Source organism: Thioclava sp. GXIMD4215 (assembly GCF_045291555.1).
GTDB classification, from domain to species: Bacteria; Pseudomonadota; Alphaproteobacteria; order Rhodobacterales; family Rhodobacteraceae; genus Thioclava; species Thioclava litoralis.
The window spans coordinates 881805-907874 of record NZ_CP149515.1; the positions used below are offsets into that span (position 1 = coordinate 881805).

A 26070-nucleotide genomic window follows, 5' to 3' on the forward strand; every position below is an offset into this window, starting at 1 on the left:
TGTTCAGTCGATGGTGACAGCCGTGCCGGATGCCGACACCATCAACATCGAATCCGCGACGACCTCGTAATCAAGATCGACGCCAACGATTGCGTTTGCGCCCTTGGCCCGGGCGCGCTCTTCCAGTTCTTTGAAGGCCACCTCGCGCGCATCGGCAAGTTTGGCCTCATAGGCGCCCGAACGGCCGCCCACGATATCGGTGATCTGCGCGAAAAAATCGCGCACGATATTGGCCCCCATGATCGCCTCGCCCACGACAATGCCGTGATAGGCGGTGATCTTGTGACCTTCGATCGTGGCTGTGGTGGTGACGATCATGACGCGCTCCTCATCCCTTGAAGACCAGCATGGCCCCCAACCCGATCAGCACAAATCCCGCGACGGTCGTCAGGCTGGGCGGCTCCTTCAGATAGAAGGTCGAAAACCCCACAAAGACCACCAGCGTGATGACCTCCTGGATCGTCTTGAGCTGCGCCGTCGAATAGACCTGATGGCCGATCCGGTTGGCCGGAACGGCCATCCAGTATTCGATAAAGGCAATCGACCAGCTGATGATCACCACGGCCCAAAGCGGTGCCGTGGAATATTTCAGGTGCCCGTACCACGCCACCGTCATGAAAACGTTGGACGCGATCAGCAGCACGACCGGAAGGAGATATGCGCTCATGAACGCCCAACGCCCCTAGCCCACAGAGCCTTCCAGCGAGATCGCCACCAGCGACTGCGCTTCCATCGCGAACTCCATCGGCAGCGCTTGCAGCACCTCGCGGCAGAAGCCGTTCACCACCAGAGCGACCGCCTCTTCCTCGTCCATGCCGCGGGCACGGCAGTAGAACAGCTGGTCGTCATCGACCTTCGAGGTGGTGGCCTCGTGTTCAACGCGGCTCGTGTTGTTCTTGACCTCGATATAGGGCACGGTATGCGCCCCGCATTCCGACCCGATCAGCAGGCTGTCACATTGCGTGTAGTTGCGCGAGTTGGACGCTTTCGGGTGCATCGAGACCAGCCCCCGATAGGTGTTCTGCGCCTTGCCCGCCGAGATCCCCTTGGACACGATCCGCGAGCGCGAATTCTTGCCCAGATGGACCATCTTGGTGCCGGTATCGGCCTGCTGGTAGTTATTGGCGATTGCGATCGAGTAAAACTCGCCCGAGGACTCCTCGCCGCGCAGGATGCAGGACGGGTATTTCCACGTGATGGCCGAGCCGGTTTCCACCTGCGTCCACATCACCTTGGCACGGTCGCCACGACAATCGGCGCGTTTGGTCACGAAGTTATAGATGCCGCCCTTGCCGTCCTCGTCACCGGGGAACCAGTTCTGAACGGTCGAATATTTGACCTCGGCATCTTCCTCGATGACGATCTCCACAACAGCCGCGTGCAGCTGGGCGGTGTCCCGTTTCGGCGCGGTGCAGCCTTCAAGATAGGACACATAGGCGCCCTTGTCGGCCACGATCAGCGTGCGCTCGAACTGCCCCGTATTTTCCGCGTTGATACGGAAATAGGTCGACAGCTCCATCGGGCAGCGGACCCCCGGCGGGATATAGACGAAAGACCCATCCGAGAAGACCGCAGAGTTCAGCGTGGCATAGTAGTTATCCGACTGCGGCACGACCGAGCCGATATATTTCTTGACCAGCTCGGGGTGTTCCTTGATCGCTTCCGAGATCGAGCAGAAGATCACACCCGCCTCGCGCAGCTTGTCCTTGAAGGTCGTGCCGACCGAGACCGAGTCGAACACCGCATCCACGGCGACCTGACGCTTGCTCGGGTCATAGTCTTCGGCACCTTCCACACCGGCAAGGATCATCTGTTCCTTCAGCGGGATGCCCAGTTTCTCATAGGTCGCCAAAAGCTTGGGATCGACCTCATCAAGCGATTTGGGCTTGGTTTCCATCGATTTCGGACGCGCATAGTAATACTGGTCCTGAAAATCGATTTCCGGCACGTTCAGCAGCGCCCAATCGGGCTCTTCCATCTCTTTCCAGCGCGCGAAAGCCTGAAGACGCCATTCGGTCATCCATTCCGGCTCTTCGTTCTTTTCAGAAATCAGGCGGACGATATCCTCGTTTACGCCCTTGGGGGCGTATTCCATCTCGATCTCGGTATTCCAGCCGTATTTATACGACCCCATATTCTGGACCGTTTCAACCGTCTCGCGGTCGACGCCCTCGCGGATTTGCAACTCGTCTGCCACGTGTCATTCCCTATCTTGCTGGTCGCGCTCATGGCCGACCGTTTCCCCAAATCCGCCGCGCCAAGCTCTGGCTTGCGGACCTATAACATACGCTCCCGAAGCTTGTCGCCATGCTTGCGCCGAGCTTTGGACCAAGCCTCCACGAAACGGTCGATCGCCTCGCGCGTGATGCCCGGCCCAAGCGAGACGCGCATCGCACATCCCGCAAGATCTTCGCCCCACCCCATAGCGCGCAACACGCCAGAGGCCCGAACCTTACCCGACGAGCAGGCCGATCCGGCAGAGACCGCAACCCCTGCAAGGTCCATCCGCATCACCTGCGTCTCGCCTTTCCAGCCGGGGCTGATCACCGACAATGTATTGGGCATAAGCGCAGGCGCTGCTGCCTGACCCTGCCCGTCTGCGGGTGCGTTCCATCCGGGAAAGTAAACGTCTTCGACAGCCTCTTCCAGTGCCTTTTTTAGAATATTTCTAAGTTCGGCCACTTCTTCCCAGACACCATTGGCCAGATCGCGCATCGCAGCCTCGGAAGCCGCAGCAAATCCGGCGATACCGATCAGATTTTCCGTTCCTGCGCGGCGCCCCATCTCTTGCCCGCCGCCCTTCAGGCCCGCTGCCAGATCGGTGCCCTGTTTCAGGATCACCGCCCCCACCCCTTTGGGCCCGCCCAGCTTATGGGCCGACACAAGACCACAGGTCGCGCCCATCCAGTTGAAGGCCAGAGGGATCTTGCCAAAGCCCTGCGTCAGGTCGGTCGACCACAGCCCCTCGGGCAGATCCTGAATCACACCGGTTTCCGAATTGGCAATCTGCAGACTGGAGCGCGCGGGGTCCGCTACGATCACACGACCATAGCCATCCACCGCAAGATCGGCCTCGCACCATGCTTTCACCGCGTCATGCTCGACCTCGGCGCAATGGATACCGCGCCCCGCATGCACCAGCGCCGATGCCTCGGTCGTGCCGGAGGTAAACACAACATCCTGACCATCGGCACCAATCGCATGGGCAATCTGCGCACGGCAACGTTCCATCAGCGATTTCGCGGCCCGCCCCTCGGCATGAACCGAAGACGGATTGCCCAGCAGGTCCATCGCCTCGACCATCGCCGCCTTCGCCTCTGCCCGCAGAGGCGTGGTTGCGTTCCAGTCGAGATAGAGCCGTTCCATGACACGATGTCCTTCTGCGCCCGTAACATGGGCCGTTATCTGGCTTTGGACATAGGCGCAGAACGGATAAAAGACAATAACCCGAGTCTATGACTCAGGTTAGCAAGGGGGTGTGCGCAAATCGCTTAATCATCCACCACCGAGAACAGCGACGGCACGGCCGGACAGGGTTTGAGCCCGTTGCCGATGACATCCTGCAGCGTGGTCTGGTGCAAAAAGACAAAGACCTGCGCCGAAAGGCTTTCCCACAGGCGGTTCGACAGAGACTGCGCCCGCGTGCCGGATTTCCCGCCCGAGGCTCCTGCCCCCACATGCATGGCCGAGACTTTCTCGTCCACCGCCTCGAACACCTCGCTCACGCGGATTTCGGCGGGCGGACGTGCCAGTTGGTACCCACCACCCGGACCGCGCACCGACTGCACCAGCCCCGCACGACGCAGCCGCACGAAGATCTGTTCGAGATAGGCCAGCGAAATATCCTCGCCTTCGGAAAGCTGCGATAATGAAACCCGGCCATTCGGTCCCGACAAGGCCAGGCTTGACAAGGCCACCATCGCGTAACGCCCTTTGGTCGATAGTTTCATACAGTATCCTCCGCTTAATCACCCGCGCCGAAAAGGACGGGCTATGACCTCCCCGAGAGGCGATCATGCCATGCCACCTCCGAATCGCGGCAAATTTACGCTAGAATGCCCCGATGTCGATCATCAATACAGAGAGAATGGCGCAAGAACCATTGACCTTGCGCGCTGGCCCCCTTAACTCGTTTCCACCCGTAGATCCGGCATTGTGCCGGGGATGGCCCTCCCTAGGGGGATGCAGACCCTGCGTCAAGCAACCCTGCACCCTTGGATCCGGGCCCATGCAAGAGCAGACGAGAACCGATGCCCGAAGTCATTTTTCCCGGTCCCGAAGGTCGCCTAGAAGGCCGCTATCACCCGCAAGCCGCCCCCGACGCGCCGATTGCCATCATCCTGCATCCCGATCCGCAATTCGGTGGCACGATGAACAACCGCGTCGTCTACAACCTGCATTACGCATTCCACAAGCTGGGCTTCACCGTGCTGCGCTTCAACTTCCGTGGTGTGGGCCGCAGCCAAGGGGAATATGATCAGGGGATCGGCGAATTGTCGGATGCCGCCTCGGCGCTGGATTACCTGCAATCGCAGAACCCCAATTCCAAACACTGCTGGGTTGCGGGGTTCAGCTTTGGCGCGTGGATCGGGATGCAGCTTCTGATGCGCCGCCCCGAGATCACCGGTTTCGTCTCGGTGGCTCCGCCGGCGAATATGTATGACTTCAGCTTCCTCGCGCCCTGCCCCTCGTCGGGTCTGATCATCAACGGCACCGCCGACCGCGTCGCGCCGCCGAAAGATACCGCCACGCTGGTCAGCAAGCTGGGCGAGCAGAAAGGGATCACCGTCACCCATGAAGAGATCAGCGGTGCCGATCACTTCTTCAAGGATGACGAGGCGCATATGAAGCCGATGATCGATACGGTCCAATCCTATGTGAAGCGCCGCCTGACGGAGAACACCCGCTAATGGCACTGCTCGAAGACCTGGCCGAAAAGCTGGCCTTCGACTGCATGCAAGCCCAAAAGGAGATCGGCCCTACGGCCGATCGCCTCTACCAAGACGTTGCCACCCATATCGGCACCGCCTCGCCCTCTCTCGAAGAGGCCTTTCTGACCGCCTGCCGCCTGCATATGGCCGCCCTGCGCGCCGAAGACTTCATGGCGCGGCGCATCTCTGCCCTGAAATCCGGCAAATAAAGCTGTGCAGCCCGTGACCGGCGGCTATGCGCATTTAGCTGGTATCTGGCACTGGCTCTGGGCGTGCAAACCCGTTAGGTCGGAAGCAGGCCTTTCGTCCGTCTCGCATGGCGCAAGGACCGCCGCACCTGCCCGCTCCGCTTGCGGGGCCGTGGGCTGATCCTGGCGCAGCGTTCAGGTGCCCGTCTTTTCCCGCCGGGGTGAAAAGGATAAGGCCCATGACCACCGCAGCAGACCCAGCCACCCAACGGCTTGATCGGCAACTGGCCTTTCTGGCCGAGGCCGAGAAGCTTAAAGGGGTCATCCGCGCGACCCCCGTCATGGACGATTCCCGCTTCGAGAATTCTGCCGAACATAGCTGGTCTCTGGCGCTTTGGGCGCTGGTACTGGCCGATCAGGCCGATCCTGCAGTCGATCCGGTGCGCGCGATCAAGATGCTGTTGCTGCATGATATGGTCGAAATCGATGTGGGCGATGTGCCGATCCATTCGAAGGGCGGTAAGGCGCATGACAGCGCCGAGACCTGTGCCGCCGAAGCCCGCGCGGCAGAGCGCATCTTCGGACTGCTCCCGACGGATATGGCGCAGGATTTCCTGAGCACATGGCAGGAATTCGAAGCCAACGAGACCCCGACCGCCATCTATGCCAAATCGCTCGACCGCGCGCAGCCGGTGATGCTGAACCTGCAATCGGGCGGCGGATCATGGCGCGAATACAAGGTGACGTGGGACCAGTTACAAGAGCGCGTGGGCTGCAAGATCAATCGCGGCCTTCCCGCGCTCTGGTCCGCGATCAAGGCGCGGATCTTTCCGTGGTTTGAAGACAACCGCCGCCTCTGAGCCGCCCCGCCCCCCATGCGGGCCCGACCGGCACCATTTTGACGCTGTACGGTGCGGGCCTGCGGCAAGCTGCGCCTATTTTTCAAGCAGGCTCATCTTCGCAACGATATCTTTGCAAACAGCCCCTACCTTTCGGCACAACCGGATTTCATGCTGCGCTAACATAAAACCGGACGAATATGTCGAATTGTAGAATACCGTCGTATACTACGGCATACAAACTCTGGCTATTCCCATAAGTTTGCGCTAAATGGGGTCTGTCCCGACTCATATATATAAGCCTAGGAAGGGGTTCATATGTCCAAGATCAAGGTGGAGAATCCGATCGTCGAACTCGACGGCGACGAGATGACCCGGATCATCTGGGATTTTATCAAGAAGAAACTGATCGAACCCTATCTGGATGTCGATCTGCTGTATTACGATCTCGGCATCGAAGAACGTGACCGCACCGATGACCAGATCACCATCGATGCCGCCAACAAGATCAAAGAGATCGGCGTTGGTGTGAAATGTGCGACCATCACCCCCGATGAAGCGCGCGTCGAGGAATTCGGCCTCAAGAAGATGTGGAAATCGCCCAACGGCACGATCCGCAATATTCTGGGCGGTGTGGTCTTCCGTCAGCCGATCATCTGCCGCAACGTGCCGCGCCTTGTGCCGGGCTGGACCGACCCCATCGTTGTGGGCCGCCACGCTTTCGGTGACCAATATAAAGCGACCGATTTCACCTTCCCGGGCAAAGGCCAGCTGACGATGAAATTCGTGGGCGATGATGGCACCGTAATCGAGAAGGTCGTCTATGATGCGCCCTCCGCAGGCGTCTATCAGGCGATGTATAACCTTGACAGCTCGATCTATGACTTCGCCCGCGCCTCGTTCAACTACGGTCTGTCGCTGAACTGGCCGGTCTATCTGTCGACCAAGAACACCATCCTGAAAGCCTATGACGGCCGCTTCAAGGATATCTTTGCCGAAGTTTACGCCAATGAATTCGAAGAAGAATTCAAGAAGCGCGGCATCTGGTACGAACACCGTCTGATCGACGATATGGTGGCCTCGGCCATGAAATGGTCGGGCAAATTCGTCTGGGCCTGCAAGAACTACGATGGCGATGTGCAATCGGATACAGTGGCACAGGGCTTCGGCTCGCTGGGCCTGATGACCTCGCAGCTGATGACGCCCGACGGGAAGATCGTCGAGGCCGAAGCCGCCCACGGCACCGTGACGCGCCACTACCGCCAGCACCAGCGCGGCGAACAGACCTCGACCAACTCGATCGCCTCGATCTACGCTTGGACCGGTGGCCTGAAGCACCGTGCGAAACTCGACAACAACAGCCAGCTGATGAATTTCGCGGAAACGCTGGAACGCGTGGTTGTCGAAACCGTGGAATCGGGCTTCATGACGAAGGATCTGGCCCTGCTGGTCGGCCCCGACCAGAAATGGCTCACCACGATGGGCTTCCTCGAAAAAGTCGACGAGAACCTCAACAAAGCGTTCTGAACATCCTAAAAAGGCCGGGCATCACGCCCGGCCTTTTTCATTGGCAAATCCTGCAACCTTCAGGCAGCGATAAGCTGCAGATCCTGCCAATAATGACGCATTTCGGTGAGGGCCGCGCGGTCCTGCCGACGGGCCAGAAGCTGTAGGTAAAGCTGGCCGGGGCCTTCGAAATAGATCACGAAGATCATGATCCGAAGCGCCTCGCGCATATCTTCGCTCAACGCCTCCCATTGCGGCACAGGCCCCCGCAAATTCACCCCTTGCTCTTCCAGCACGGTCAGAAGCGCGTAATGACGCAGGAAACGCTCCTCCTGCTCCATCTGGATGATCCCGTGCCGCTCATGCGCCCGCTGCGCCTGAGAAAATCGGAGCTTCGCCATGCGATCCACCAGCGCAAGGCGAAAATGAACAATTACCACCGCAACCGTCAGACAAGACAGCACGATCCCTAGGCAAAACACTGATAAGTCAGACATTAATTCCCCAGCCACTAGTTAACATTTTGTTCACTAAAGTTAACCCGTGGCGAAATTGTGGCGTGAAAATGGATTACACACGTCAAATGACACAACATCTTGCACTTGGCCCTGCCCGCGATAAATCATGGCCGCATGACACATCTTCTCCCCCCTTCCCACAGCACGCTCGATGATGCTCAGGGCATCGCCTATGGCGGCATCATCGCAGGGTTCGGCCTGCTGATCCTGACCTCGCTCGGTTTCGTCACCGGCCAGACCGCCGGAATGGCGGTGCTGATCTCCTATGCAACCGGATGGTCCTTCGGGGCCGTCTTCTTCGTGATCAATATCCCCTTCTACTGGCTGGGCTGGAAACGGATCGGCCCCGCCTTCGTGTGGAAATCTCTGGCCGCAGTCAGCCTGCTGTCACTGACCACCGCCATCCTTCCCCGCTACGTCCATTTCGACCTGCTGCATCCGGCAGCGGGGGCGGTGCTGTTCGGACTGATCACCGGCTCGGCGCTGCTGGCGCTGTTCCGGCACGGCTCCAGCCTTGGCGGAATCGGCATCGTCGCGCTTTACCTGCAGGACAAGACCGGCTTTCGCGCAGGCTGGACGCAGATGGGCTTTGACGTGGCCGTTTTCGTGCTGGCCCTGACCCTGCGCGACCTCGAGACCGTGGCATGGTCCTTCCTTGGCGCTGTCGTGATGAATATGGTGATCGGCATCAACCATCGGCGCGACCGCTATATCGCAACCTGAGTATTTATTAAGCATCCTTAGCTATTCTATCAGGGCCGCGTGCTGCGGCCCTTGATTTTTTGCCAGATCGGCGCATAATTAGGTCATGCGTGCTGACATTAATGCCGATCTCAAACTGCGCTGCCCCCCACCGACCGGACGCCGCAAACGTTTGGTTGCCAGACCTGGCCTGCGCCATCCTGATGACAAACATTATACCCGCCTCGAAGATGCCCAAGGGTTGCTGATTGCCTGTGCGCAGGCCGCGCTTGGTATCCACCTGTTGCGTGCGGCGGGTCTGATGACCGGAGGAACGGCGGGGCTTGCGCTTTTGCTGACCTATATTGCGCAAGATCACGGCATCCACCTGACCTTCGGGGGGATTTTCTTTGCCATCAATATCCCCTTCTATGCTTTCGCCTACAAAGCACGCGGGATCGGCTTCTGCCTGAAAAGCCTTGCCTCCGTGACGCTGGTCTCGCTGATGGCCGAGGCTCTCAAACCCTTCCTGCATGTCGACCAGATCCACCCCGCTGTCGCCGCCCTTCTGTTTGGGGTCAGTGCGGGGGTCGGGCTGCTGGGGCTATTCCGCCATTCGGGCAGTCTGGGCGGCGTGTCGATCGTCGCGCTGGTGCTGCAGGACCGCTTCGGCTTCAAGGCGGGCTGGACCCAGACGATCCATGATCTTGGCCTGTTCCTGATCGCTTTCTGGGTGCTGCCGCTTGGCAATGTAGGCTGGTCCCTTCTGGGCGCGGTTATCCTGAATGCGGTGATTGCCTTCAATCACCGACGGGACTGGTATGTTGTGACCTGATCTGGCAGGCTCGGCAGGACACCAAGCACAGCTGGCCCGATTGGAGTATCTCCCGCATGAAAACCTATCTGCTGCTGACGCTGGCTGTCCTGTTCGAGGTGTTCGGCACAAGCTGCCTGCAAGCCAGCCAGCAATTCAGCAGGCTCTGGCCCAGCCTCGGGGTTCTCGCCGGTTTTGCGGGGGCCTTCTATCTGTTCACACAGGTGCTCAAAACCTTACCGCTGGGCATTACCTATGCGCTCTGGTCGGGGATCGGGATCGTGCTTACGAGTCTGATCGGCCTTGTGATCTTCAAACAGAGGCTCGACTTTGCGGGGATTTGCGGCATTATCCTGATCCTTGCGGGCGTATTTGTGATCAATCTCTGGTCTAAATCCGCTGTTCATTGAGTTGAGGGCTAGAATGACCGGCCCAAATGCACTATGCGCTGGGGCAATCCTCCCTAGCAGGCAAGATTTCTCATGGAACTTCGCAATATCGCGATCATCGCGCACGTTGACCACGGCAAGACAACTCTGGTCGACCAGCTTCTGAAACAATCCGGTGCATTCCGCGAAAACCAGGCCGTTGCAGAACGCGCCATGGACAGCAACGACATCGAACGGGAACGCGGGATCACCATCCTTGCAAAATGTACCTCGGTCGAGTGGGAAGGCACCCGCATCAATATCGTCGACACCCCCGGCCACGCCGATTTCGGTGGCGAGGTGGAGCGCATCCTGTCGATGGTGGACGGCGTCTGCCTTCTGGTCGACGCGGCCGAAGGCCCGATGCCGCAAACCAAATTCGTGACCTCGAAGGCACTGGCGCTCGGCCTGAAGCCGATCGTGGTGCTCAACAAGGTCGACAAGCCGGCCGCCGATCCCGATCGCGCGCTGGACGAGGTGTTCGACCTCTTCGCCAACCTCGGCGCGACCGAAGAACAGCTTGATTTCCCGCATGTCTACGCTTCGGGCATCGGCGGCTGGGCCGATGACGAACTGGACGGGCCGCGCGAGGATCTGAGCGCGCTGTTCCGCCTGATCGTGAAGCATGTCGAGGCCCCGAAACAGGTCGAGAAAAAAGACGAGCCCTTCGCGATGCTGGCCACCACGCTGGCCGCCGATAACTTCATCGGCCGCATCCTGACCGGCCGTATCGAATCCGGCACCCTGAAAGTGGGCGATAGCCTCAAGGCACTGTCGCGCAAGGGCGACAAGATCGAGCAGTTCCGCTGCACCAAGATCCTCGCCTTCCGCGGCCTGAGCCAGCAGCCCATCGACGAAGCGCAGGCCGGTGATATCGTCACCGTAGCAGGCATGACCAAAGCCACCGTGGCCGACACGCTCTGCGCGTTGGAAGTCGAAGAGGCCATTCAGGCCAAACCGATCGACCCGCCGACCATCTCGGTGACCTTCGGCATCAATGACAGCCCGCTGGCGGGTAAAGACGGCTCCAAAGTCCAGTCGCGTGTCATCCGTGACCGCCTGATGAAAGAAGCCGAAACCAATGTGGCAATCCGTGTCGAGGATACGCCCGGCGGGGAAGCCTTCATCGTGTCGGGTCGGGGCGAACTCCAGATGGGTGTTCTCATTGAGAACATGCGCCGCGAAGGGTTCGAACTGTCGATCTCGCGCCCGAAAGTGATTTTCCGCGAGGAAGATGGCGTGCGCATGGAGCCGGTGGAAGAAGTCATCATCGATGTGGATGACGAATATTCCGGCGTCGTGATCGAGAAGCTTACCGGCTACCGCAAGGGCGAGCTGGTCGAGATGCGTCCGGCAGAAGGCGGCAAGACCCGCGTTGTGGCCCATGTGCCCTCGCGCGGCATGATCGGCTATCAGGGCGAGTTCCTGACCGACACCCGTGGCTCGGGCGTGCTGAACCGTCTGTTCCATAGCTGGACCCCCTATAAAGGCGCCATCGAAGGCCGCCGTCAGGGCGTTCTGATCTCGATGGAAAACGGCACCTCGGTCGCTTATGCCCTGTGGAACCTCGAAGAGCGCGGCAAGCTGTTCATCGGCGCGCAGGAAGCGGTCTATACCGGCATGATCATCGGCGAGCATTCGCGTGACAACGATCTGGAAGTGAACCCGCTCAAGGGCAAGAAGCTGACCAACGTCCGTGCCTCGGGCACCGATGAAGCCGTCCGCCTGACCCCGCCGGTGCGCATGTCGCTGGAAGAGGCGATCGCCTATATCGATGATGACGAGCTGGTGGAAGTGACCCCGAAAGCCATCCGTCTGCGCAAGGTCCATCTGGACCCCCACGAACGCAAGCGCGCCTCGCGCGAGGCCTGATTTCAGGCGTGGCACTGACGATCGAGGAAGGGGGGCTGTCTGCCCCCCTTTTTCGTCTGCGACGAAAAATTCCCCCCGAGGATATTTCCGGCAGCTGGATATGGAAACGGCGCGAAAGGCAGAGCTTCGCGCCGCTTTTCCTTGTGATAGGATGATGGTTCAGCGGAACAGGATCAGCGCGCCCTCGTTCCATGCGATACGGGTCCGCGCGCCCACATCCAGCACCGGCCGTCCGAAGACATTGCGCATCGACAGGCGCACGGTCTGTTCGACGCCATCGAGGCGGACATCGTAATAGGTCATGTCGCCATAATAGACGACTTCTTCGATGGTTGCGGGGGCTTCGCGGCCTGACGCGGGTTGATCGCCGAAGAGAATTGTCATGGTTTCGGGGCGGAACCCCACAGAGACCTGCCCGTCATGGGCATGCGAGACCTGATCGGGGCGCAGGTGACAGGCGCCAAGCCCTGCGACCATGACCCCGATCCAACCCTCCGTTTCGTCCTCGATATGGGCCGGAAGGAAGTTCATCGCGCCGATGAACTCGGCCACGCGGCGGGATTTGGGGCGGCGGTAGAGTTCTTCGGGATCGTCGAGCTGGGCGATCTCGCCTTCGAACATCACGGCAATCCGGTCCGACATCACCAGTGCTTCTTCCTGATCATGGGTCACGAGCACGAAGGTGATGCCCAATTCGCGCTGGAGTTTGATCAGCTCGACCTGCATCTGCTCGCGGATCTTGCGGTCGAGCGCCGACATGGGTTCATCCAGCAGCAGCACCTTGGGTTTGAGGATCAACGCGCGGGCCAGAGCCACACGTTGGCGCTGGCCGCCCGAAAGCGCATGGGCTGCGCGTTTGCCATAGCCGCCAAGCCCGACCATTTCGAGCGCCTCCTCAACGAGCTTGGCTTTTTCCAGCTTGGTCCGCGGATCACGGCGCAGACCGAAGGCCACATTTTCGGCCACGGTCAGATGCGGGAAAATGGCATAGGACTGGAACACCATATTGGTGGGGCGGCGGTTGGCCGGCACGGAGCCCATATCCTTGCGGTCAATCAGGACCACCCCCGAGGAAATATCCTCGAAGCCCGCAATGGTACGCAAAAGCGTGGTTTTGCCGCAGCCCGAGGGACCGAGCAGCGAGAAGAACTCGCCTTCGCGGATGGTGGCGTTGATGCCGCGCAGGGCATGGTAATCGCCATAGTATTTCTGCACATCGCGAAACTCGATCATCGGTTTCGCATCGGTTTTGACTTTGTTCACAGGAAACCTCCCTGATCCTTACCACCGGTCTTGGCGATCCCGCGGCGTCGGAAATATTCGGCAATGGTCAGCAGCACGATCGAGGCCGCCACAAGGCAGGTACCAAGGGCAAGGATTACCGGCACGGCCTTGGGGAAGCGCAGCTGCGAGAAGATATAAGTGGGCAATGTGGGTTCGTTGCCCGCGAGGAAGAAGGCGATGATGAATTCATCCATCGAGATGGTGAAGCTGATCAGCATCGAAGAGATGATCCCGGGCAGCACCAGAGGCAGGGTCACCAGACGAAAGGTCGACCATCTGGTTTCGCCAAGATCATAGGCGGCCTCTTCATAGGACGGATCGAGAGAGGCGAATGCCGTCGAGAGGATGGTGACCGCGTAGGGCGTGGCAATCAGCACATGGCCGAAGATCACCGTCAGGATCGAGAGCTTCACCCCCATCCCCAAAAGCACGATCAGAAGCGAGCCGCCAATCATGATCTCCGGAAGCACCAGAGGCAGCATGATGAAGCCCATCACCGGCCCCTTGCCTTTGAACTTGAACCGCGTGGTCGCGCGGGCCGCAAAGAGCCCCAGCACGGTCGACAGGATCGCGGTGGACAGGCCGATGACCAGTGAATTGCCCAAAGCACGGCGCAGGGTATCGTTTTCGGCCATTGCGGCGAACCATTGGGTGGTCCATCCCGTCAGCGGGAAAGCGACAATAGTGCCATTGTTGAACGCGAAGACCGGCAAAAGGATGATCGGCGCGTAGAGGAAGACCAGATAGAGAACCGTATAGAGTTTCAGACCCGAGAGTTTCATTTGGGGCCTCGCAGATATTTCCGGTTTGCCAGAACGAAGAGCGCCGCGATCAGCGCCACGACGGCCATAGCCGAGATGGTGATGGCAGATCCCATCGGCTTGTTATCCAGAGGCAGCATCTGTGCCTGAATGAGATTGGCGACCATCGGCATCTTGCCGCCGCCGATCAGTTCCGGCGCGACGTAATCGCCGATCACCGGAATGAAAACCACCAGGACGGCCCCGACCACCCCCGGCATGGCCAGCGGCAGAGTGATCCGGCGGAAACTGTTGAAATAGCTCTCGCCCAGATCCCGCCCTGCTTCCAGAAGCGAGCGGTCAATTTTTTCCAGCGCCACGAAGATCGGCAGAATGGCAAAGGGCGCATAGGCATGGGCCAGCGCTACCGCAATCGCCGGAACCGTGCCCATCATGCGGAACGGCTCTTCGAACAGATGGCCCGGCCCCATAAGACCCAGCATTTCAAGGCCCGAATTGATCACACCATTATAGCCGATGATCACCTTCCACGCGAAGATGCGGATCAGGTAGGACGTCCAGAACGGGATGGTGATGAGAAAAAGCCAGAAGCTCTTGCGCGAGGGGGCGACCTTGAACGAAATGAAATAGGCGATGGGGAAGGCCGTGCCCACGGTAAGCGCCGTGACGATCAGCGCCACAATGACCGAACGCAGGAGGATCGCGCGGAAGATCGGGTCTTTCCAGACGTCGATATAGTTCTGCAACGTGAATTCATGGATGATCGTCAGATACCCGTCTTTGAAGAAGGAATAGGCAAAGATGGTCAGCAACGGTGCAGCCAGCATCACCAGAGCATAGAGCAAAACCGGGCTGAGCGTAAAATATCCCTGGGCGGTCTCGCTCCGCCTCCACGAGGATGACGCCATATGAATCTCCCAAAATCTGACGCGCTTTCCTTGACGAAAGCATAGCGATTAAGCGGAGGAAAGCCCTAGCACAGTATTTTAAGCCCTATCTGACGGCAGACGCCTAAATATTAAACACAAACCCCTCTTTATCCGCCAATCATACCGGAAGATCGTTGGGCTGGTTCTGCAAAAGTACTGTCAATCGCGTCAAGGCCTGACACATCAGCTCTTCCGAAACGCCGCCCGAAAGCGCGATGCGCACTGCATTCGGGGCGTGACCGTCTTGCAGGACATATTCATCGGCCGAGCGCAGCAGCACGCCCTCGGCCTCGGCCATCCGCACGAATGTCGAGCTGCGCCAGCCCAGCGGCAGACGCATCCATAGGAAGGACAGCCCCTCCTGCCACGTGATCTCCTGTGCGCCCAATATATTGATCGCCATCTTCAGACGCCGGTCCATCTCGGCCTGCGCCGCAAATCGCAGGCGCATCGCATCACCGGAGGTGAACAGCCGCGTGACCATATCGGTCACCGGACGCGGCAGGCCAAAATAGCTATGCTGCGCTGTCAGACGCCCCGCCTCGCCCATGCCATCGGGAGCGACAACGATTCCGAAACGCATGCCCGCCGAAATCGTCTTGGAAAGCGAGGTCACATACCAAGACCGCTCGGGGGCAACCGTGCGCATCGCGGGCAGATTGGTCACCGGCGCGGTGTAACAGTCATCCTCGACGATCTGCAGATTATGCCGCCGCGCCACCTCGGCAATCGCGATACGACGCGCGGTGCCCATGCGCACGGCTGTCGGGTTCTGGGCATCCGGAGTGATGAAGACAAGTTGGCCATTATAGCGCCGCGCGGCATGGTCCAGTGCCTCGGGGATCATACCCTCGTCATCCAGTGCAATCGGCTGGATCTCCGCACGATGCAGGCGCGCCGCATGCCGGAAGCCCGGATAGGCAAGTTCTTCGGCAAAAACGACAGGACGATCCCCGCGCAGGCAACATTGCATGACAAGCGACAGCCCATTCTGCCCGCCGAGCGTCAGCACGACATCCTCGACCGTCACCAGAGACCGTAGACTGCATCCCGGCGGAAACCATTCCAGCACGGCCTCGCGGCAATAGGCATCGCGCCGCAGCCCCGGATATTTCAGGTACTGGTCATTCACTTCGCGCGCAGCTTCGGCCATCGCGCGCGACAATGCCGCCGCCTGCCCGACATCCGGCAGAATGGGCGAGCGGAAATCGACCACGCCGTCATTCTGCCCCTCTCTATATTCGTAGCTGCTATTGGAATAGAGCGGCTCTGTCGGGCCGAGTCGGGCAGATTGTATCGATACAAATGTGCCGCGCCCCACCTCGGCCTGAAGCAGGCCTTCCTGCGTCGCAATCTGATAGCCACGCGCCACGGTGCCAGGGGTCACCCCCAACCGCCAAGCGAGATCCCGAACCGTTGGTAACTTCTGCCCAGGCATCAGTTTTCCTTCGCGAATTCCTTCCCGCAAAGCCCTGACGAGCGCCAGATATTTCGGACCTTTCTGGTTGGAAAGCTGCGGCTTCCACTGCAGGGCCTGATCGGGCATGGGCACCTCTCTTGTATCGGGTACAATATTTCACTGGCTGACGGCAGCAGGTTCATTGTACCAGTATTTTACCGAAAGGATCGGATTGTATCAATACAAAATACTCAGGTGCCCCATGCAAAGCCTTTTCATCTTCAGACATCCCGCGCAGCACATTGCGAAACCGTCGATCATGAAAACGGTCATGCTCTGGATGTTCCGCGCCCGCAGCCGCCGCGCCTTGGCAGAGCTGCCCCCCTATATTCTGAAGGATATCGGTCTGTCGACATATGACGCCGAACGCGAGGCGGAACGCCCGTTCTGGCGCTAATCGCAGACCATAACGAACCCCAGTGAGAACCGTCTACCCCTGTCGGTTCTGCTGTACTGGCCGGGCAAATGCCCGGCCTTTTTTGGCTTACCTGTCTTCATCCGATAGATAAAGTTCAGCCCAGAAGATGCCGTTTATGAAACAGAATTTCCATCCGGTCATCCTCTGCCAACAGGCCGATATTCTGACGGGTCGGCACATAGCTTTCCAGCCAGACCCCCTCGACAAGCATTGCCTCGGTGTTCGCAAAAAGGATCTGCACATAGTTACAGGCGCTCACCGGCTCTAGCCCCGCCGAACGCGTGGCAAGATCTTTCCCACATATCTCGGACAGTGACGGATCGGCTACAATCCTTTGCATCGGCGCAAGGCTCAGATCTGCCTCTGGCAGGCCACCACCCAATGTCCCCGCCGCAATCCGGCTGGGTCGTAATTGCGGCGCAAGGCCCAGAACACGCCATTCCAAATGCCGGTGGCCAACCCAGAGAACCGGCTGCAACCCGTTCCGCGTCATCACCAGATCGCCATTCCGAAGCTCGTCACAGCGTCGTAGCCCGTCCGCCGTTAAAACACGGCAGCCCCCCTCGATCCCCGTCCCCAGCGCATAAAGCGCGTGGAGAGGGCCGGACCCCGCCGGTCCGTCCTCCGGGTCTGCAAAAGAAAACTCTCCCGCCTTCTCGTCATAATCGGAAAATGCGAAGCGCGCCTCTGTCGCCTGCTCGATCGTAGACAGAACAAGCAGATCGTCCGAACAAGGCTCGGCCCCGAGCGAAAGGGCGGAAAACGCGTTGAGGTTCGGCAAGCCCATCATCCCATCCAGATAGCGCCATTGATACAGCGGTTCGGGGATGACTATGCGGATGCAAGTTTAATAAAATCTAAAATTGCCCCGTTTCCTTGAACGGGGCAACCGATTGCGGGGATTACTCAGGCGTAAAGCAGCAGTGCCGCCTCGTGACGGCGCAAGCTCCGCCGCGCCGAGGTGAAGTTCGTCAGATTGGCCGCTGTCTGCAACTCGGGGAAAAGCGCAAAGATCTCTGTCTTTTGCGCCTCGCCCATCGTGGTCAGCGTCACCTCACCGGGCTGGAAGCTTTCGGTCCATGCCCCATCGACCAAGGCGATCTCGTGGCGCTCGCACATGAAGTGGATATAGCTCACCGACGGCACAACCGCGCTCACGATCCCGGGCAAGCCTACCAGATATTTTGCCGCCACAAGCACTTCATATTCTTCGAAATAAAGCTGGGCGCGTTCGCCGGTGACCAGCATACGGTGATTGGGCGACACAAACATGTCCCGCTCGGGCAGGCCATTGCCCAAAGCGCCCGCACCAATCATCACCGGCGCCTGCTCGGGCTTGCGCAGCAGCGTCTCGCGTCCCAAGTCGCAACGCCCGCTCCAGACAAGCTCCTGCACGCCATTGTCACGGGTCAGAATCTTGTCACCGGCTTTCAGCTCCTCAACGGGCACTTCCCCATAGGGCGTGGCCACCATTGATCCGGGCGTAAAGCAGGGCACGACATGTTCGATATCGCAGTAATGCACCGTGATATATTTTCCGGTGTCGCAATTATAGAATTTCAGAACACCGGATTGCCCCCAATTTCCGCAGAATTCGGGATAATGCCAATCCGTTTGCAACTCATAGCCTGCTTTCAGGATCTGCCCATATTGCAGCGTATCGCAATCCTTGCCGGTCCAACCGCCATCTACATAAATGTCGCCCGCCGAGTCTCCGGTGAGGATGAATGTGTCCGCGTCACGCTCTCCGAACAGCTTGTCGCCACCACTGCCGATGAGCGTGTCATTGCCGCTGCCGCCCAAAAGGGTGTCGCAGCCAGCGCCGCCATCCAGAAGGTCATCCCCGCCGAGCCCTTTAAGAAGGTCATTCCCGCCCAAGCCGTTGATCACATCGTCACAACCATCCGAGCCGACGAGCACGTCCGAGCGATTGGTGCCGGTGATGGGCCTGCAATGACCATCCTTGTCGCAACCGCTACGGTCATATCCGTCTTTATCATAGCCATCTTTATCGTAGCCGTCCGCGTCATACCACGCGCCGAGAAGACTCTCCGTCATCTTATTCCCCTCATTAACGAGAAAACGGCCAGGATTCTGCTCGGCCCGGCTCTGAACCATTAAAGAAACGTTACCCTAAGGTTAGCTTTGTTAAAAGTGAAGCTCTTACGACACAGCGATAAAACATAAAACTGCGCAAAAAAAGTGCTATTAGGCGCAGAACATCAATGGGATCGGGCGCAATACGACTGACCGAAGCCCGAAACGGGAAAGGCCGGCTCCCTTCAGGGGAACCGGCCTTTCTTTCATGCGCGTTTCAGAAGCTCTGCCTCGTGGCGCTTGAGCGATTTCCGCGCCGATTGATAGTCTTCAAGGCCTTTATGCGTTTTCAGTTCGGGGAAGATCTCGAAGATCTCGTCGCGCTGTGCATTGCCCATGCTGCCCAAGGTCTGATCCCCGGGCTGGAAGCTTTCGGTCCATGCCCCGTTGCCCAGAACCACCTCATGGCGGTCGAACATGAAGTGCAGATAGCTGGTGCCCAAGGTCTCGACCGTGGCCACCCCCTCCATCCCCGCCATATGCTTGGCCGAAACGAAGACCTCGTGCTCTTCGAAGAACAGGCTCGTTTTCGCATTGGCCACCAGCATACGGTGATTAGGCGACACCATCATATCCCGTTCGGGCAGGTTCGGCCCCAAGGCTCCGGCACGGATCAGAACCGGCTTGAGATGGACTGCTGCATCCAGTTCGGCTTTGGTCAGATCGCGACGCCCGACCCAACGGATTTCCTGAATGCCGTTGTCGCGGGTAATGACCTTGTCACCAACCACCAGCTCTTCCACCAGCTTTTCGCCACGCGGGGTCGCGATCAGCGTGCCGGGCGTGAAGCAGGGCACCAGTTCCTCGATGTCGTAGAAATTGACATTCGCATAGGAATGGGTGGTGGGGTTGTAGAAGGTGATCTGGCCATTAAAGCCCGGATTACCGTTATATTCCGGATTTTTGACGATGCTCTGGACTTCATAGCCCGCCGCGATCATCCCCGAATAATCGAGCGTATCCCAGTCGTCGCCATCCGAACCGCCATCGACGGTGATATTGTAGTTTCCGGTCGTGCTGATCGGGGTGATCTTGAACAGGTCGCGGCCCGCATTGCCCTGCAGCACATCATTATCGCCGCCGCCGATGATGGTGTCATTGCCATCACCGCCCGAAACCGTATCGGTGCCGGTGCCGCCTTCCAGCAGGTCATCGCCCGCGCCACCCTCCAGCAGATCATTGCCCTGACCGCCAATCAGCGTGTCATTGCCCTCATCGCCCTTGAGAGTGTCATCATCAACGCCGCCATCCAGATAATCATCCCCGATGCCGCCCTCGATCGAATCGTCGTCATCCTCGCCATAGATCACGTCATTGCCGGCACCGCCGATCAGCGTGTCCATGCCATTGTCGGTGACCTTGTCGCCTGCGGTGTCAGGCAGGTTGACATCCAGACCGCTGGTCGGACCGATGCCACCATAGATCGTGTCATCGCCATCGCCGCCCTCGACATAATCGCTGCCTTCGCCCGCAATGATGCTGTCATTGCCCGCACCACCCAGAACGGTGTCATCGTCATAGCCCGCATTGATGGAATCGTCGCCATCGCCGCCTTCGATATAGTCGTTATCGTCACCGGTGAAGATGGTGTCGTTTCCGGCCCCACCCAGAACGGTATCGCGATCATCATAGGGGTCGCTATCAGCAGACCAGAGCCCCTCATAGCCACGGTCGGGAAGCGCATCGACAAGCGGCTTGCCGGTATCGATATAATCATCCCCGTCGCCGCCTTCGACATAATCGCTGCCCTCATCGGCATAGATCGTGTCATTGCCCTCGCCGCCGAACAGGCGGTCATCGCCGGTGCCGCCATGCAATTCGTCATTGCCCGCATCACCATAAACGGTGTCATTGCCCGAATTGCCACGCAGCAGGTCGTCATCGGCCCCGCCATGCAACTCGTCATCACCGTCAGCGCCGTTCAGGCTGTCCTGACCGTCATCGCCCCAGAGCGTGTCATTGTCGATCCCGCCATTGAGCGAGTCATTACCGGCACCGCCATGCAATTCATCATCGCCATCGGCGCCTTGCAGGGTGTCATTGCCATCACCGCCCCAGAGCGTGTCATTTTCCGACCCGCCCACAAGACTGTCATCGCCCGTACCTCCTTCGAGAAGGTCGTTGCCCGCGCCACCTTTCAGCGTGTCATTGCCATCGCCGCCCAGCAGCGTGTCATCGCCCGCGCCGCCATCCAGAACGTCATTTCCGGACTCGCCATACAGCGCATCATCGCCCGCATTGCCCTGAAGGTTGTCATTGCCATCGCCGCCATACACCTCGTCATTGCCCGCACCAGCCTTGACCGTGTCATCGCCCGCGCCTGCCTTGACGATATCATCATCGCCGACCTCTCCGGGAAGCAGCGCATCGCCATGATCGATCATGTCGCCCTGCGGGTCGCCGGTATAGGCATAATCGATGGTGTCATTCCCATCGGTGCCCTGCACGATCCCGTCCTTGGGATTGGCCCCGACGGTGACCGTCAGGGTCGCGTCATCCAGCCCGCCCTGACCATCGCTGACCTGATAGGTCACGGTCGCTTCCCCCGAGAACCCCTCGTTGGGGGTGAAGGTCAGCGTGCCATCGCTATTGACGCTTACAGAGCCATCTTCCGAAACCGGCGTGCCCGAGATCGACAGCGTATCGCCATCGATATCGGTGTCATTGGCCAGCACATCGACCGTCACCGGAGTATTATAGCCCGTGCTTGCCGTATCATCCTGCGCAACCGGATCATCATTGACGGGCGTCACGCTGACAGCCACTTCGGCGCTGTCGGTGTTCCCGTTGCCGTCGTCGATCGTATAGGTGATCTTGTCGTCGCCGTTATAATCGGCATCCGGCGTGTAGGTCAGCGTGCCGTCATCATTCACCGTCACGCTGCCATGTTCGGCGCTGGCCGAGGTGACGGTCAGCGTATCGCCCTGCGGATCGCTGTCATTGCCCAGAACATCGATAATAACGCTGTCATCCTCGGCCACGGTGGCGGTGTCGTTTTCCGCATCCGGCGAGAGGTTGATGCCATCTCCCTTGATCTCTTCGATCTCGGTATAGTTCAGCGAGCCGGTGACATTGCCGTCATCATCCAGAAACTCGACGGTGCCATTGGTGCCGTTGCCGTTTTCGTCTTCGGTCACATCGGTCAGACGATAGGCACCCTGCCCTGTCAGATCCAGCGTATCCCAATCGTCGCCGCCCGCGCCCCCATCAACGGTATCGCCCGCGCCGCCCATGATCGTATCGCGGTCATCGCCGCCCGAGATGCTGTCGGCACCGTCGCCACCGCTCAGCAGGTCGTTGCCGCCATTTCCTTCGATGACATCATCACCGGCGCCACCCTCAATAGTGTCATCGCCTTCGGTCTCGTCCACGATCGTGGTGGCATTGATATCGCTCAGGTAGATCGCCTGATCGGAATCGCCGCCATTGTCGTAATCGATCACGATCTTGGCCACATTCCCGTCAACCGTCACCAGGGCAGAGCCCTGCGCGCTGCTGGCGTTCAGGCTACCCGTATCCTGCACCCCGCCCGAGACGGTATTGCCATCCACCGTGGCGCCGCCCGCGGGCGTGATGGTCACATCCAGCTCGTTGCCATCGGCGTCATAGGCATAAACCGTGACGATATCCTTGTGATATCCGGCCGTGTCATTGGCGTAATCGATATCATTGATACGGAAGCTGACATTGGTCACCGCATCGGCCACACCCTCGGCATCCGAGGAGAAATCGAGCGTGGTGGTCGAGGTATCCCCCGCCTTGCAATCGCCGCCAGCCCCGTAAAGCATCAACCCGCTATTCGCGTCCAGACCATCGCCGCTTTCGGTATATTCGCTGGTATTGGTCACTTTGGCATAGGCACCACGCTCCTGCGCGGTAAAGCCGAAGGTCACCTTCACATCGCCCATATCGAACGAGGAGCCAGAGGCCAGCATACAGCCCGCGCTGCCGAACTGCGTCCAGTCCACGCTCACATCGCTGCCCGAGGTCGTGCCGGTGCCGCCATCGCCGATCAGCGTGTCATTCCCGTCATCGCCGGTCAGGGAATCGTTGCCCGCATTCCCCTCGATATAGTCATTGCCCGCGCCACCGATCAGCGTGTCGTTATCGGCCCCGCCATAGAGCGAGTCATCCCCGCCCTTGCCATCAATCAGATCATCGCCGGCATTGCCATAAAAGACGTTGGTATAGCTGTCATCGCCCGCCGTGCTCTGCTGGTCGTAGCCGGTCAGCGTGTCATCATAGGCAGAGCCGAACGCGCCGTCGATCCCGTCATACTGGTCCCCCGCCGCATCGCCCGCGCTGCCGGTCATCGACACCAGATCGACATTCACCCCTGCGGAAGACGCCGAATAATCGACCATATCCAGCCCGGTGCCGCCCGAAAGCGTATCGACTTCGGCACCGCTGACCAGCGTGTCATCGCCCGCGCCGCCCGACAGGTAATCATTGCCCGCGCCGCCATCGAGGAAATCATCGCCATCGCCGCCCCAGACGGCGTCATCGCCCGCGCCCGAAAAGACCGTATCATCGCCCGCGCCCGCCACGACCACATCGGCGTCGCCGGTATACCCGTCAAGATGACCATCATTATTGTCGATCATGTCGCCGTCATTATCGCCGGTATAGGCGGTGTCGATCAGGTCATTGCCATCCGTGCCATAGACGACCCCGTCGCTCAGATCGGGGGCCTCGTCAGGATAGGTCGCCAGATCGCTGTAATGGACCGAAGGCGTCTCGTAGCTGCTGTTGCAGCTTTCATATTTGGTAATCGTATAGGTCTCGCCCGGCACCAGCGGTGCATCGGAAACCAGGCCGGATTCATCGGTTCCGCGACCGATATCGAAGACATAAACATTGATGCTGTTGCCGCTGCTATCGGTCACAACATAGCGGTATTCGGGCGTGATCGAAGAGGACGCGCTATAGGTGCTGCCTTCCAGCGTGGTGGTCTGGGTGATGTGCTGGTTGCTGTCATTATCGCTGAAGCGGTCATCGCAATCGCTCAGCGAGATCGACTGAACCCACGCGTCGGAGCTGATCGTGAACGACTGGCCGACCGCGCTTTTCGAACTGGTTTCGCTATCGGGGAACACACAGGACGAGGACGCAGCAATATCGGAAAGATCCCACGCTTGAAGTGTATAAGTATTTGTCACGTCTACTCAACCTTACCCAAAACCGGCCTTCACTCCGGTAGCAGCCAACCTATGGCGCATGCCTGCGCCTCTCAGCCCACCCCTGCAGGGGCAGATGGCGACATGAAAGCAGACCGAACCCGACCCTTTCGGGCCAGCAGGACCGGAAAACGGACTGAAGGCTGCGCCTCCTGATCCCCGCCACCGCGCGCTACCCCCATAGCTCGCCTTTCCGTCGCGTTATTGCCTGAAATAACGAAAGCTTGAGAATATAAAAAGCAATATTTTTATTCTCTTACGAAGTTCATAAGCGTCACTCACCACATTTACCACAATCTGGACGCGAACCATCTTATTGTTGCCAAAATCCCGTTTCCCTTAACGAAACAATACCCCGCCATGATTGCGGAAACCGTGGGTTTGCACCAATACACGCGCCCAATCTTCGCCACATTAGAAACAATTCAACATATCGGCGCACGGGCGAAATGCCGTCAAATCAACGCAAATAAGTCGCGATCGAAGTTAACGCATTCCCTCCAATCAGAAACAGTGCCGCTGAAAAAAGAGGATTGATCACGCGGCTCACGGCCCAAAGCGAATCGTGGATTTGGAAGCGGCCCCCTCGCCTGCGCTCCTCAGCGCCGGCCACGCCGGCCTCGCCCGGAAGCGACTGCCGAAAGCGGCCTACAAGCTTGCGGAACAGAACAGGGACGGCAGATGAAGGTGAGAACCGGATTGGGAACGGCGGGGAGCGAGGCGCTCGACCCTATTGCAAACCAACCTGTTTTTCATTGAATTTCAGATTGGTACGGGCGGCCGGACTTGAACCGGCACTCCTCTCGGAAGCGGATTTTGAATCCGCCGCGTCTACCATTCCACCACGCCCGCAATGCAATGTGCCTTGGTCTCTTACTGGGCTTCAAATCGCTAGTCAATGTCGCTACCGCATAAATCCCTGCGGTGCGGGCAAAATTGTGGAAAAACCGCGCATCCGCCAGAGACCTCACGGCAGACTGTCGCGACAGGGCCTGTTTTGAGGTTGAGGATGCTTGACCCTTCCTGCGGGTCAGGGCATCCCTTACAAACACAAAACAGGGGGCGACATGATCCGCCGACTCTATGACTGGACCATGCGTCTGGCGGGACATCGTCACGCCACTTGGGCGTTGGCGTTCATCGCATTTCTGGAAAGCTCGGTTTTCCCGATCCCGCCGGATGTCCTGATGATCCCGATGATCATCGCGGCACCGCACCGGGCCTTCCGGATCGCTTTTATCGCCACATTGGCCTCTGTCATCGGCGGCATCGTGGGATACGGCATCGGCTACGGGCTGATGGATAGCGTGGGCAAGCCCATTCTGGAATTCTACGGCAAATCCGACAAATTCGACGAGCTGGCCACCCGTTTCAACGAATACGGACCCTGGGCGGTGATCATCGCCGGCGTCACCCCCTTCCCGTTCAAGGTCATCACCATCTTCTCGGGGGTCACCCACCTTTCCCTGCCGATTTTTCTGGGATCCGCGGTCTTTGCACGGGCCTTGCGCTTTTTCGTAGTCGCCGCGCTTTTGTGGAAATTCGGCGCACCGATGCGTGATTTCATCGAGAAGCGGCTCGGGCTTGTGTTTACGCTTTTCGTCGCCTTACTGTTGGGCGGTCTTTATCTGGTGAAATATCTATGACCCAATCCCGCGCCTATATCCTTCTTGCAAGCGTCGGTTCGGCGACTCTTCTGGCCGCGGCCTTCCTGTTTCAGGCGGCGGGCTATGCGCCCTGCCATCTGTGCCTGTTGCAACGCTGGCCGCATCTGGTGGCGGTGATCATCGGTGCCGCGATGCTGGTTTTCCACCTGCGCAGCCCCTTCGCCTATCTCGGGGGGCTGGCGGCGCTGACCACGGCGGGAATCGGCATCTATCACTCGCTCGTCGAGCGTCATATCATCGCGGGCCCCACAAGCTGCACCTCCGGCGGGCCGGGGCTTGGCTCTGTCGATGACCTGCTGGACCAGATCAACCGCGCACCGCTGATCCAATGCGACCAGATCTCCTGGGAGATGTTCGGCGTCACAATGGCCAATTTGAACGTTGTTTTCTCCTTGGTGCTTTGGGTGCTCTGGATGCTGGCGGCAAGGTCCGGCGCGCGCAGCTGAACCGCGCCCAATCGCGCCCCTATCGAAAATGCATCGCCCCGAGCGCGGCCTTTCC

At 59.2% G+C, this 26070-nt stretch carries 24 protein-coding genes and 1 tRNA gene; 11 read left to right on the forward strand and 14 right to left on the reverse strand.

The features are described from left to right. Positions 1 to 3: 3 nt before the first annotated feature. The 5 genes from WDB86_RS04320 to WDB86_RS04340 all read right to left on the reverse strand — a co-directional run bounded on the left by WDB86_RS04320 (position 4) and on the right by WDB86_RS04340 (position 3950). Positions 4 to 318 (reverse strand): heavy metal-binding domain-containing protein, encoded by a 315-nt coding sequence (locus WDB86_RS04320; RefSeq protein WP_339107172.1) that lies wholly within the window; start codon positions 316 to 318, stop codon positions 4 to 6. Positions 319 to 328: 10 nt separating this feature from the next. Beyond that, positions 329 to 667, reverse strand: coding sequence for a DMT family protein (locus WDB86_RS04325; protein ID WP_406720650.1), 339 nt, complete (start codon positions 665 to 667; stop codon positions 329 to 331). 15 nt (positions 668 to 682) lie between these two features. Then, on the reverse strand, positions 683 to 2197 hold the full coding sequence (gene sufB / locus WDB86_RS04330) for a Fe-S cluster assembly protein SufB (RefSeq protein WP_339107170.1): 1515 nt from the start codon (positions 2195 to 2197) through the stop codon (positions 683 to 685). Positions 2198 to 2277: 80 nt separating this feature from the next. Continuing rightward, complete coding sequence (locus WDB86_RS04335) at positions 2278 to 3366, reverse strand: cysteine desulfurase family protein (RefSeq protein WP_406736720.1); 1089 nt, start codon at positions 3364 to 3366, stop codon at positions 2278 to 2280. A 125-nt stretch (positions 3367 to 3491) separates the two neighbouring features. After that, a complete protein-coding gene (locus WDB86_RS04340) occupies positions 3492 to 3950 on the reverse strand; it encodes an Rrf2 family transcriptional regulator (RefSeq protein WP_339107168.1) in 459 nt (152 codons plus the stop codon). A gap of 300 nt (positions 3951 to 4250) precedes the next feature. Between WDB86_RS04340 and WDB86_RS04345 the strand changes: the two genes are divergently transcribed. The 4 genes from WDB86_RS04345 (at position 4251) to WDB86_RS04360 (ending at position 7485) form a co-directional block, all read left to right on the forward strand. Further along, positions 4251 to 4910, forward strand: a complete 660-nt coding sequence (locus WDB86_RS04345) for an alpha/beta hydrolase (protein WP_339107167.1) — start codon at positions 4251 to 4253, stop codon at positions 4908 to 4910. Next, positions 4910 to 5140, forward strand: a complete 231-nt coding sequence (locus tag WDB86_RS04350; protein ID WP_339107166.1) for a hypothetical protein — start codon at positions 4910 to 4912, stop codon at positions 5138 to 5140. The genes WDB86_RS04345 and WDB86_RS04350 overlap by 1 nt, the downstream gene beginning before the upstream one ends. Positions 5141 to 5358: 218 nt before the next feature. Further along, positions 5359 to 5979: an HD domain-containing protein gene (locus tag WDB86_RS04355; RefSeq protein WP_339107165.1), complete on the forward strand. Its 621-nt coding sequence runs from the start codon at positions 5359 to 5361 to the stop codon at positions 5977 to 5979. 297 nt (positions 5980 to 6276) lie between these two features. Next, entirely contained in the window at positions 6277 to 7485 is a 1209-nt protein-coding gene (locus tag WDB86_RS04360; protein ID WP_406720647.1) for an NADP-dependent isocitrate dehydrogenase, read from the forward strand. Positions 7486 to 7544: 59 nt separating this feature from the next. Here the strand turns inward: WDB86_RS04360 and WDB86_RS04365 are convergent, their stop codons facing one another. Further along, the gene (locus WDB86_RS04365; protein WP_339107163.1) at positions 7545 to 7865 is read right to left on the reverse strand and encodes a hypothetical protein; all 321 of its coding nucleotides are present in this window, start codon (positions 7863 to 7865) and stop codon (positions 7545 to 7547) included. 231 nt (positions 7866 to 8096) lie between these two features. Here WDB86_RS04365 and WDB86_RS04370 point away from each other — a divergent pair, with 231 nt between their 5' ends. The 4 genes from WDB86_RS04370 (at position 8097) to typA (ending at position 11777) form a co-directional block, all read left to right on the forward strand. After that, on the forward strand, positions 8097 to 8705 hold the full coding sequence (locus WDB86_RS04370) for a YitT family protein (RefSeq protein ID WP_406736721.1): 609 nt from the start codon (positions 8097 to 8099) through the stop codon (positions 8703 to 8705). Between the two features lie 85 nt (positions 8706 to 8790). Beyond that, on the forward strand, positions 8791 to 9498 hold the full coding sequence (locus WDB86_RS04375; RefSeq protein WP_406736722.1) for a YitT family protein: 708 nt from the start codon (positions 8791 to 8793) through the stop codon (positions 9496 to 9498). A gap of 56 nt (positions 9499 to 9554) precedes the next feature. Beyond that, positions 9555 to 9887 carry an SMR family transporter gene (locus WDB86_RS04380; RefSeq protein ID WP_339107160.1) on the forward strand — a complete coding sequence of 111 codons (333 nt, stop codon included), beginning with the start codon at positions 9555 to 9557 and terminating at the stop codon, positions 9885 to 9887. Positions 9888 to 9959: 72 nt separating this feature from the next. Beyond that, entirely contained in the window at positions 9960 to 11777 is a 1818-nt protein-coding gene (gene typA / locus WDB86_RS04385) for a translational GTPase TypA (RefSeq protein WP_339107159.1), read from the forward strand. Between the two features lie 159 nt (positions 11778 to 11936). Here typA and WDB86_RS04390 read toward each other — a convergent pair whose 3' ends face one another. The 4 genes from WDB86_RS04390 to WDB86_RS04405 all read right to left on the reverse strand — a co-directional run bounded on the left by WDB86_RS04390 (position 11937) and on the right by WDB86_RS04405 (position 16297). Further along, positions 11937 to 13010 (reverse strand): ABC transporter ATP-binding protein, encoded by a 1074-nt coding sequence (locus tag WDB86_RS04390; RefSeq protein ID WP_406737014.1) that lies wholly within the window; start codon positions 13008 to 13010, stop codon positions 11937 to 11939. A gap of 26 nt (positions 13011 to 13036) precedes the next feature. Then, positions 13037 to 13843 (reverse strand): ABC transporter permease, encoded by an 807-nt coding sequence (locus tag WDB86_RS04395; RefSeq protein WP_339107158.1) that lies wholly within the window; start codon positions 13841 to 13843, stop codon positions 13037 to 13039. Next, positions 13840 to 14730, reverse strand: a complete 891-nt coding sequence (locus WDB86_RS04400) for an ABC transporter permease (protein ID WP_339107157.1) — start codon at positions 14728 to 14730, stop codon at positions 13840 to 13842. Before WDB86_RS04400 ends, WDB86_RS04395 begins: the two co-directional genes overlap by 4 nt. 139 nt (positions 14731 to 14869) lie before the next feature. Then, positions 14870 to 16297, reverse strand: coding sequence for a PLP-dependent aminotransferase family protein (locus WDB86_RS04405; RefSeq protein ID WP_406736723.1), 1428 nt, complete (start codon positions 16295 to 16297; stop codon positions 14870 to 14872). Between the two features lie 172 nt (positions 16298 to 16469). Here WDB86_RS04405 and WDB86_RS04410 point away from each other — a divergent pair, with 172 nt between their 5' ends. Further along, on the forward strand, positions 16470 to 16607 hold the full coding sequence (locus WDB86_RS04410) for a DUF1127 domain-containing protein (RefSeq protein WP_339107155.1): 138 nt from the start codon (positions 16470 to 16472) through the stop codon (positions 16605 to 16607). A 115-nt stretch (positions 16608 to 16722) separates the two neighbouring features. Here the strand turns inward: WDB86_RS04410 and WDB86_RS04415 are convergent, their stop codons facing one another. The 4 genes from WDB86_RS04415 to WDB86_RS04430 form a co-directional block, all read right to left on the reverse strand. Then, positions 16723 to 17409 carry a Hint domain-containing protein gene (locus WDB86_RS04415; protein ID WP_406736724.1) on the reverse strand — a complete coding sequence of 229 codons (687 nt, stop codon included), beginning with the start codon at positions 17407 to 17409 and terminating at the stop codon, positions 16723 to 16725. A 125-nt stretch (positions 17410 to 17534) separates the two neighbouring features. Then, positions 17535 to 18686 carry a Hint domain-containing protein gene (locus tag WDB86_RS04420; protein WP_406736725.1) on the reverse strand — a complete coding sequence of 384 codons (1152 nt, stop codon included), beginning with the start codon at positions 18684 to 18686 and terminating at the stop codon, positions 17535 to 17537. 245 nt (positions 18687 to 18931) lie between these two features. Next, positions 18932 to 23884 (reverse strand): Hint domain-containing protein, encoded by a 4953-nt coding sequence (locus tag WDB86_RS04425; RefSeq protein ID WP_406736726.1) that lies wholly within the window; start codon positions 23882 to 23884, stop codon positions 18932 to 18934. 786 nt (positions 23885 to 24670) lie between these two features. Continuing rightward, positions 24671 to 24754: transfer RNA gene (locus WDB86_RS04430), tRNA-Leu, on the reverse strand. A 215-nt stretch (positions 24755 to 24969) separates the two neighbouring features. Here WDB86_RS04430 and WDB86_RS04435 point away from each other — a divergent pair. Next, positions 24970 to 25548 carry a YqaA family protein gene (locus WDB86_RS04435; RefSeq protein ID WP_339107119.1) on the forward strand — a complete coding sequence of 193 codons (579 nt, stop codon included), beginning with the start codon at positions 24970 to 24972 and terminating at the stop codon, positions 25546 to 25548. Next, the gene (locus WDB86_RS04440) at positions 25545 to 26015 is read left to right on the forward strand and encodes a disulfide bond formation protein B (RefSeq protein WP_339107118.1); all 471 of its coding nucleotides are present in this window, start codon (positions 25545 to 25547) and stop codon (positions 26013 to 26015) included. The genes WDB86_RS04435 and WDB86_RS04440 overlap by 4 nt, the downstream gene beginning before the upstream one ends. The last annotated feature ends 55 nt before the right edge of the window (positions 26016 to 26070 follow it).

Coding starts and splice junctions, on each gene's coding strand:
- WDB86_RS04420 (WP_406736725.1), bottom strand. CDS start 18,686: ATGACGGAGAGTCTTCTCGGCGCGTGGTATGACGCGGACGGCTACGAT.
- WDB86_RS04380 (WP_339107160.1), top strand. CDS start 9,555: ATGAAAACCTATCTGCTGCTGACGCTGGCTGTCCTGTTCGAGGTGTTC.
- WDB86_RS04355 (WP_339107165.1), top strand. CDS start 5,359: ATGACCACCGCAGCAGACCCAGCCACCCAACGGCTTGATCGGCAACTG.
- WDB86_RS04390 (WP_406737014.1), bottom strand. CDS start 13,010: ATGATCGAGTTTCGCGATGTGCAGAAATACTATGGCGATTACCATGCC.
- typA (WP_339107159.1), top strand. CDS start 9,960: ATGGAACTTCGCAATATCGCGATCATCGCGCACGTTGACCACGGCAAG.
- WDB86_RS04320 (WP_339107172.1), bottom strand. CDS start 318: ATGATCGTCACCACCACAGCCACGATCGAAGGTCACAAGATCACCGCC.
- WDB86_RS04395 (WP_339107158.1), bottom strand. CDS start 13,843: ATGAAACTCTCGGGTCTGAAACTCTATACGGTTCTCTATCTGGTCTTC.
- WDB86_RS04340 (WP_339107168.1), bottom strand. CDS start 3,950: ATGAAACTATCGACCAAAGGGCGTTACGCGATGGTGGCCTTGTCAAGC.
- WDB86_RS04350 (WP_339107166.1), top strand. CDS start 4,910: ATGGCACTGCTCGAAGACCTGGCCGAAAAGCTGGCCTTCGACTGCATG.
- WDB86_RS04360 (WP_406720647.1), top strand. CDS start 6,277: ATGTCCAAGATCAAGGTGGAGAATCCGATCGTCGAACTCGACGGCGAC.
- WDB86_RS04410 (WP_339107155.1), top strand. CDS start 16,470: ATGAAAACGGTCATGCTCTGGATGTTCCGCGCCCGCAGCCGCCGCGCC.
- WDB86_RS04435 (WP_339107119.1), top strand. CDS start 24,970: ATGATCCGCCGACTCTATGACTGGACCATGCGTCTGGCGGGACATCGT.
- WDB86_RS04345 (WP_339107167.1), top strand. CDS start 4,251: ATGCCCGAAGTCATTTTTCCCGGTCCCGAAGGTCGCCTAGAAGGCCGC.
- WDB86_RS04440 (WP_339107118.1), top strand. CDS start 25,545: ATGACCCAATCCCGCGCCTATATCCTTCTTGCAAGCGTCGGTTCGGCG.
- WDB86_RS04405 (WP_406736723.1), bottom strand. CDS start 16,297: ATGCCCGATCAGGCCCTGCAGTGGAAGCCGCAGCTTTCCAACCAGAAA.
- WDB86_RS04375 (WP_406736722.1), top strand. CDS start 8,791: ATGCGTGCTGACATTAATGCCGATCTCAAACTGCGCTGCCCCCCACCG.
- WDB86_RS04335 (WP_406736720.1), bottom strand. CDS start 3,366: ATGGAACGGCTCTATCTCGACTGGAACGCAACCACGCCTCTGCGGGCA.
- WDB86_RS04400 (WP_339107157.1), bottom strand. CDS start 14,730: ATGGCGTCATCCTCGTGGAGGCGGAGCGAGACCGCCCAGGGATATTTT.
- WDB86_RS04325 (WP_406720650.1), bottom strand. CDS start 667: ATGAGCGCATATCTCCTTCCGGTCGTGCTGCTGATCGCGTCCAACGTT.
- WDB86_RS04370 (WP_406736721.1), top strand. CDS start 8,097: ATGACACATCTTCTCCCCCCTTCCCACAGCACGCTCGATGATGCTCAG.
- WDB86_RS04365 (WP_339107163.1), bottom strand. CDS start 7,865: ATGGCGAAGCTCCGATTTTCTCAGGCGCAGCGGGCGCATGAGCGGCAC.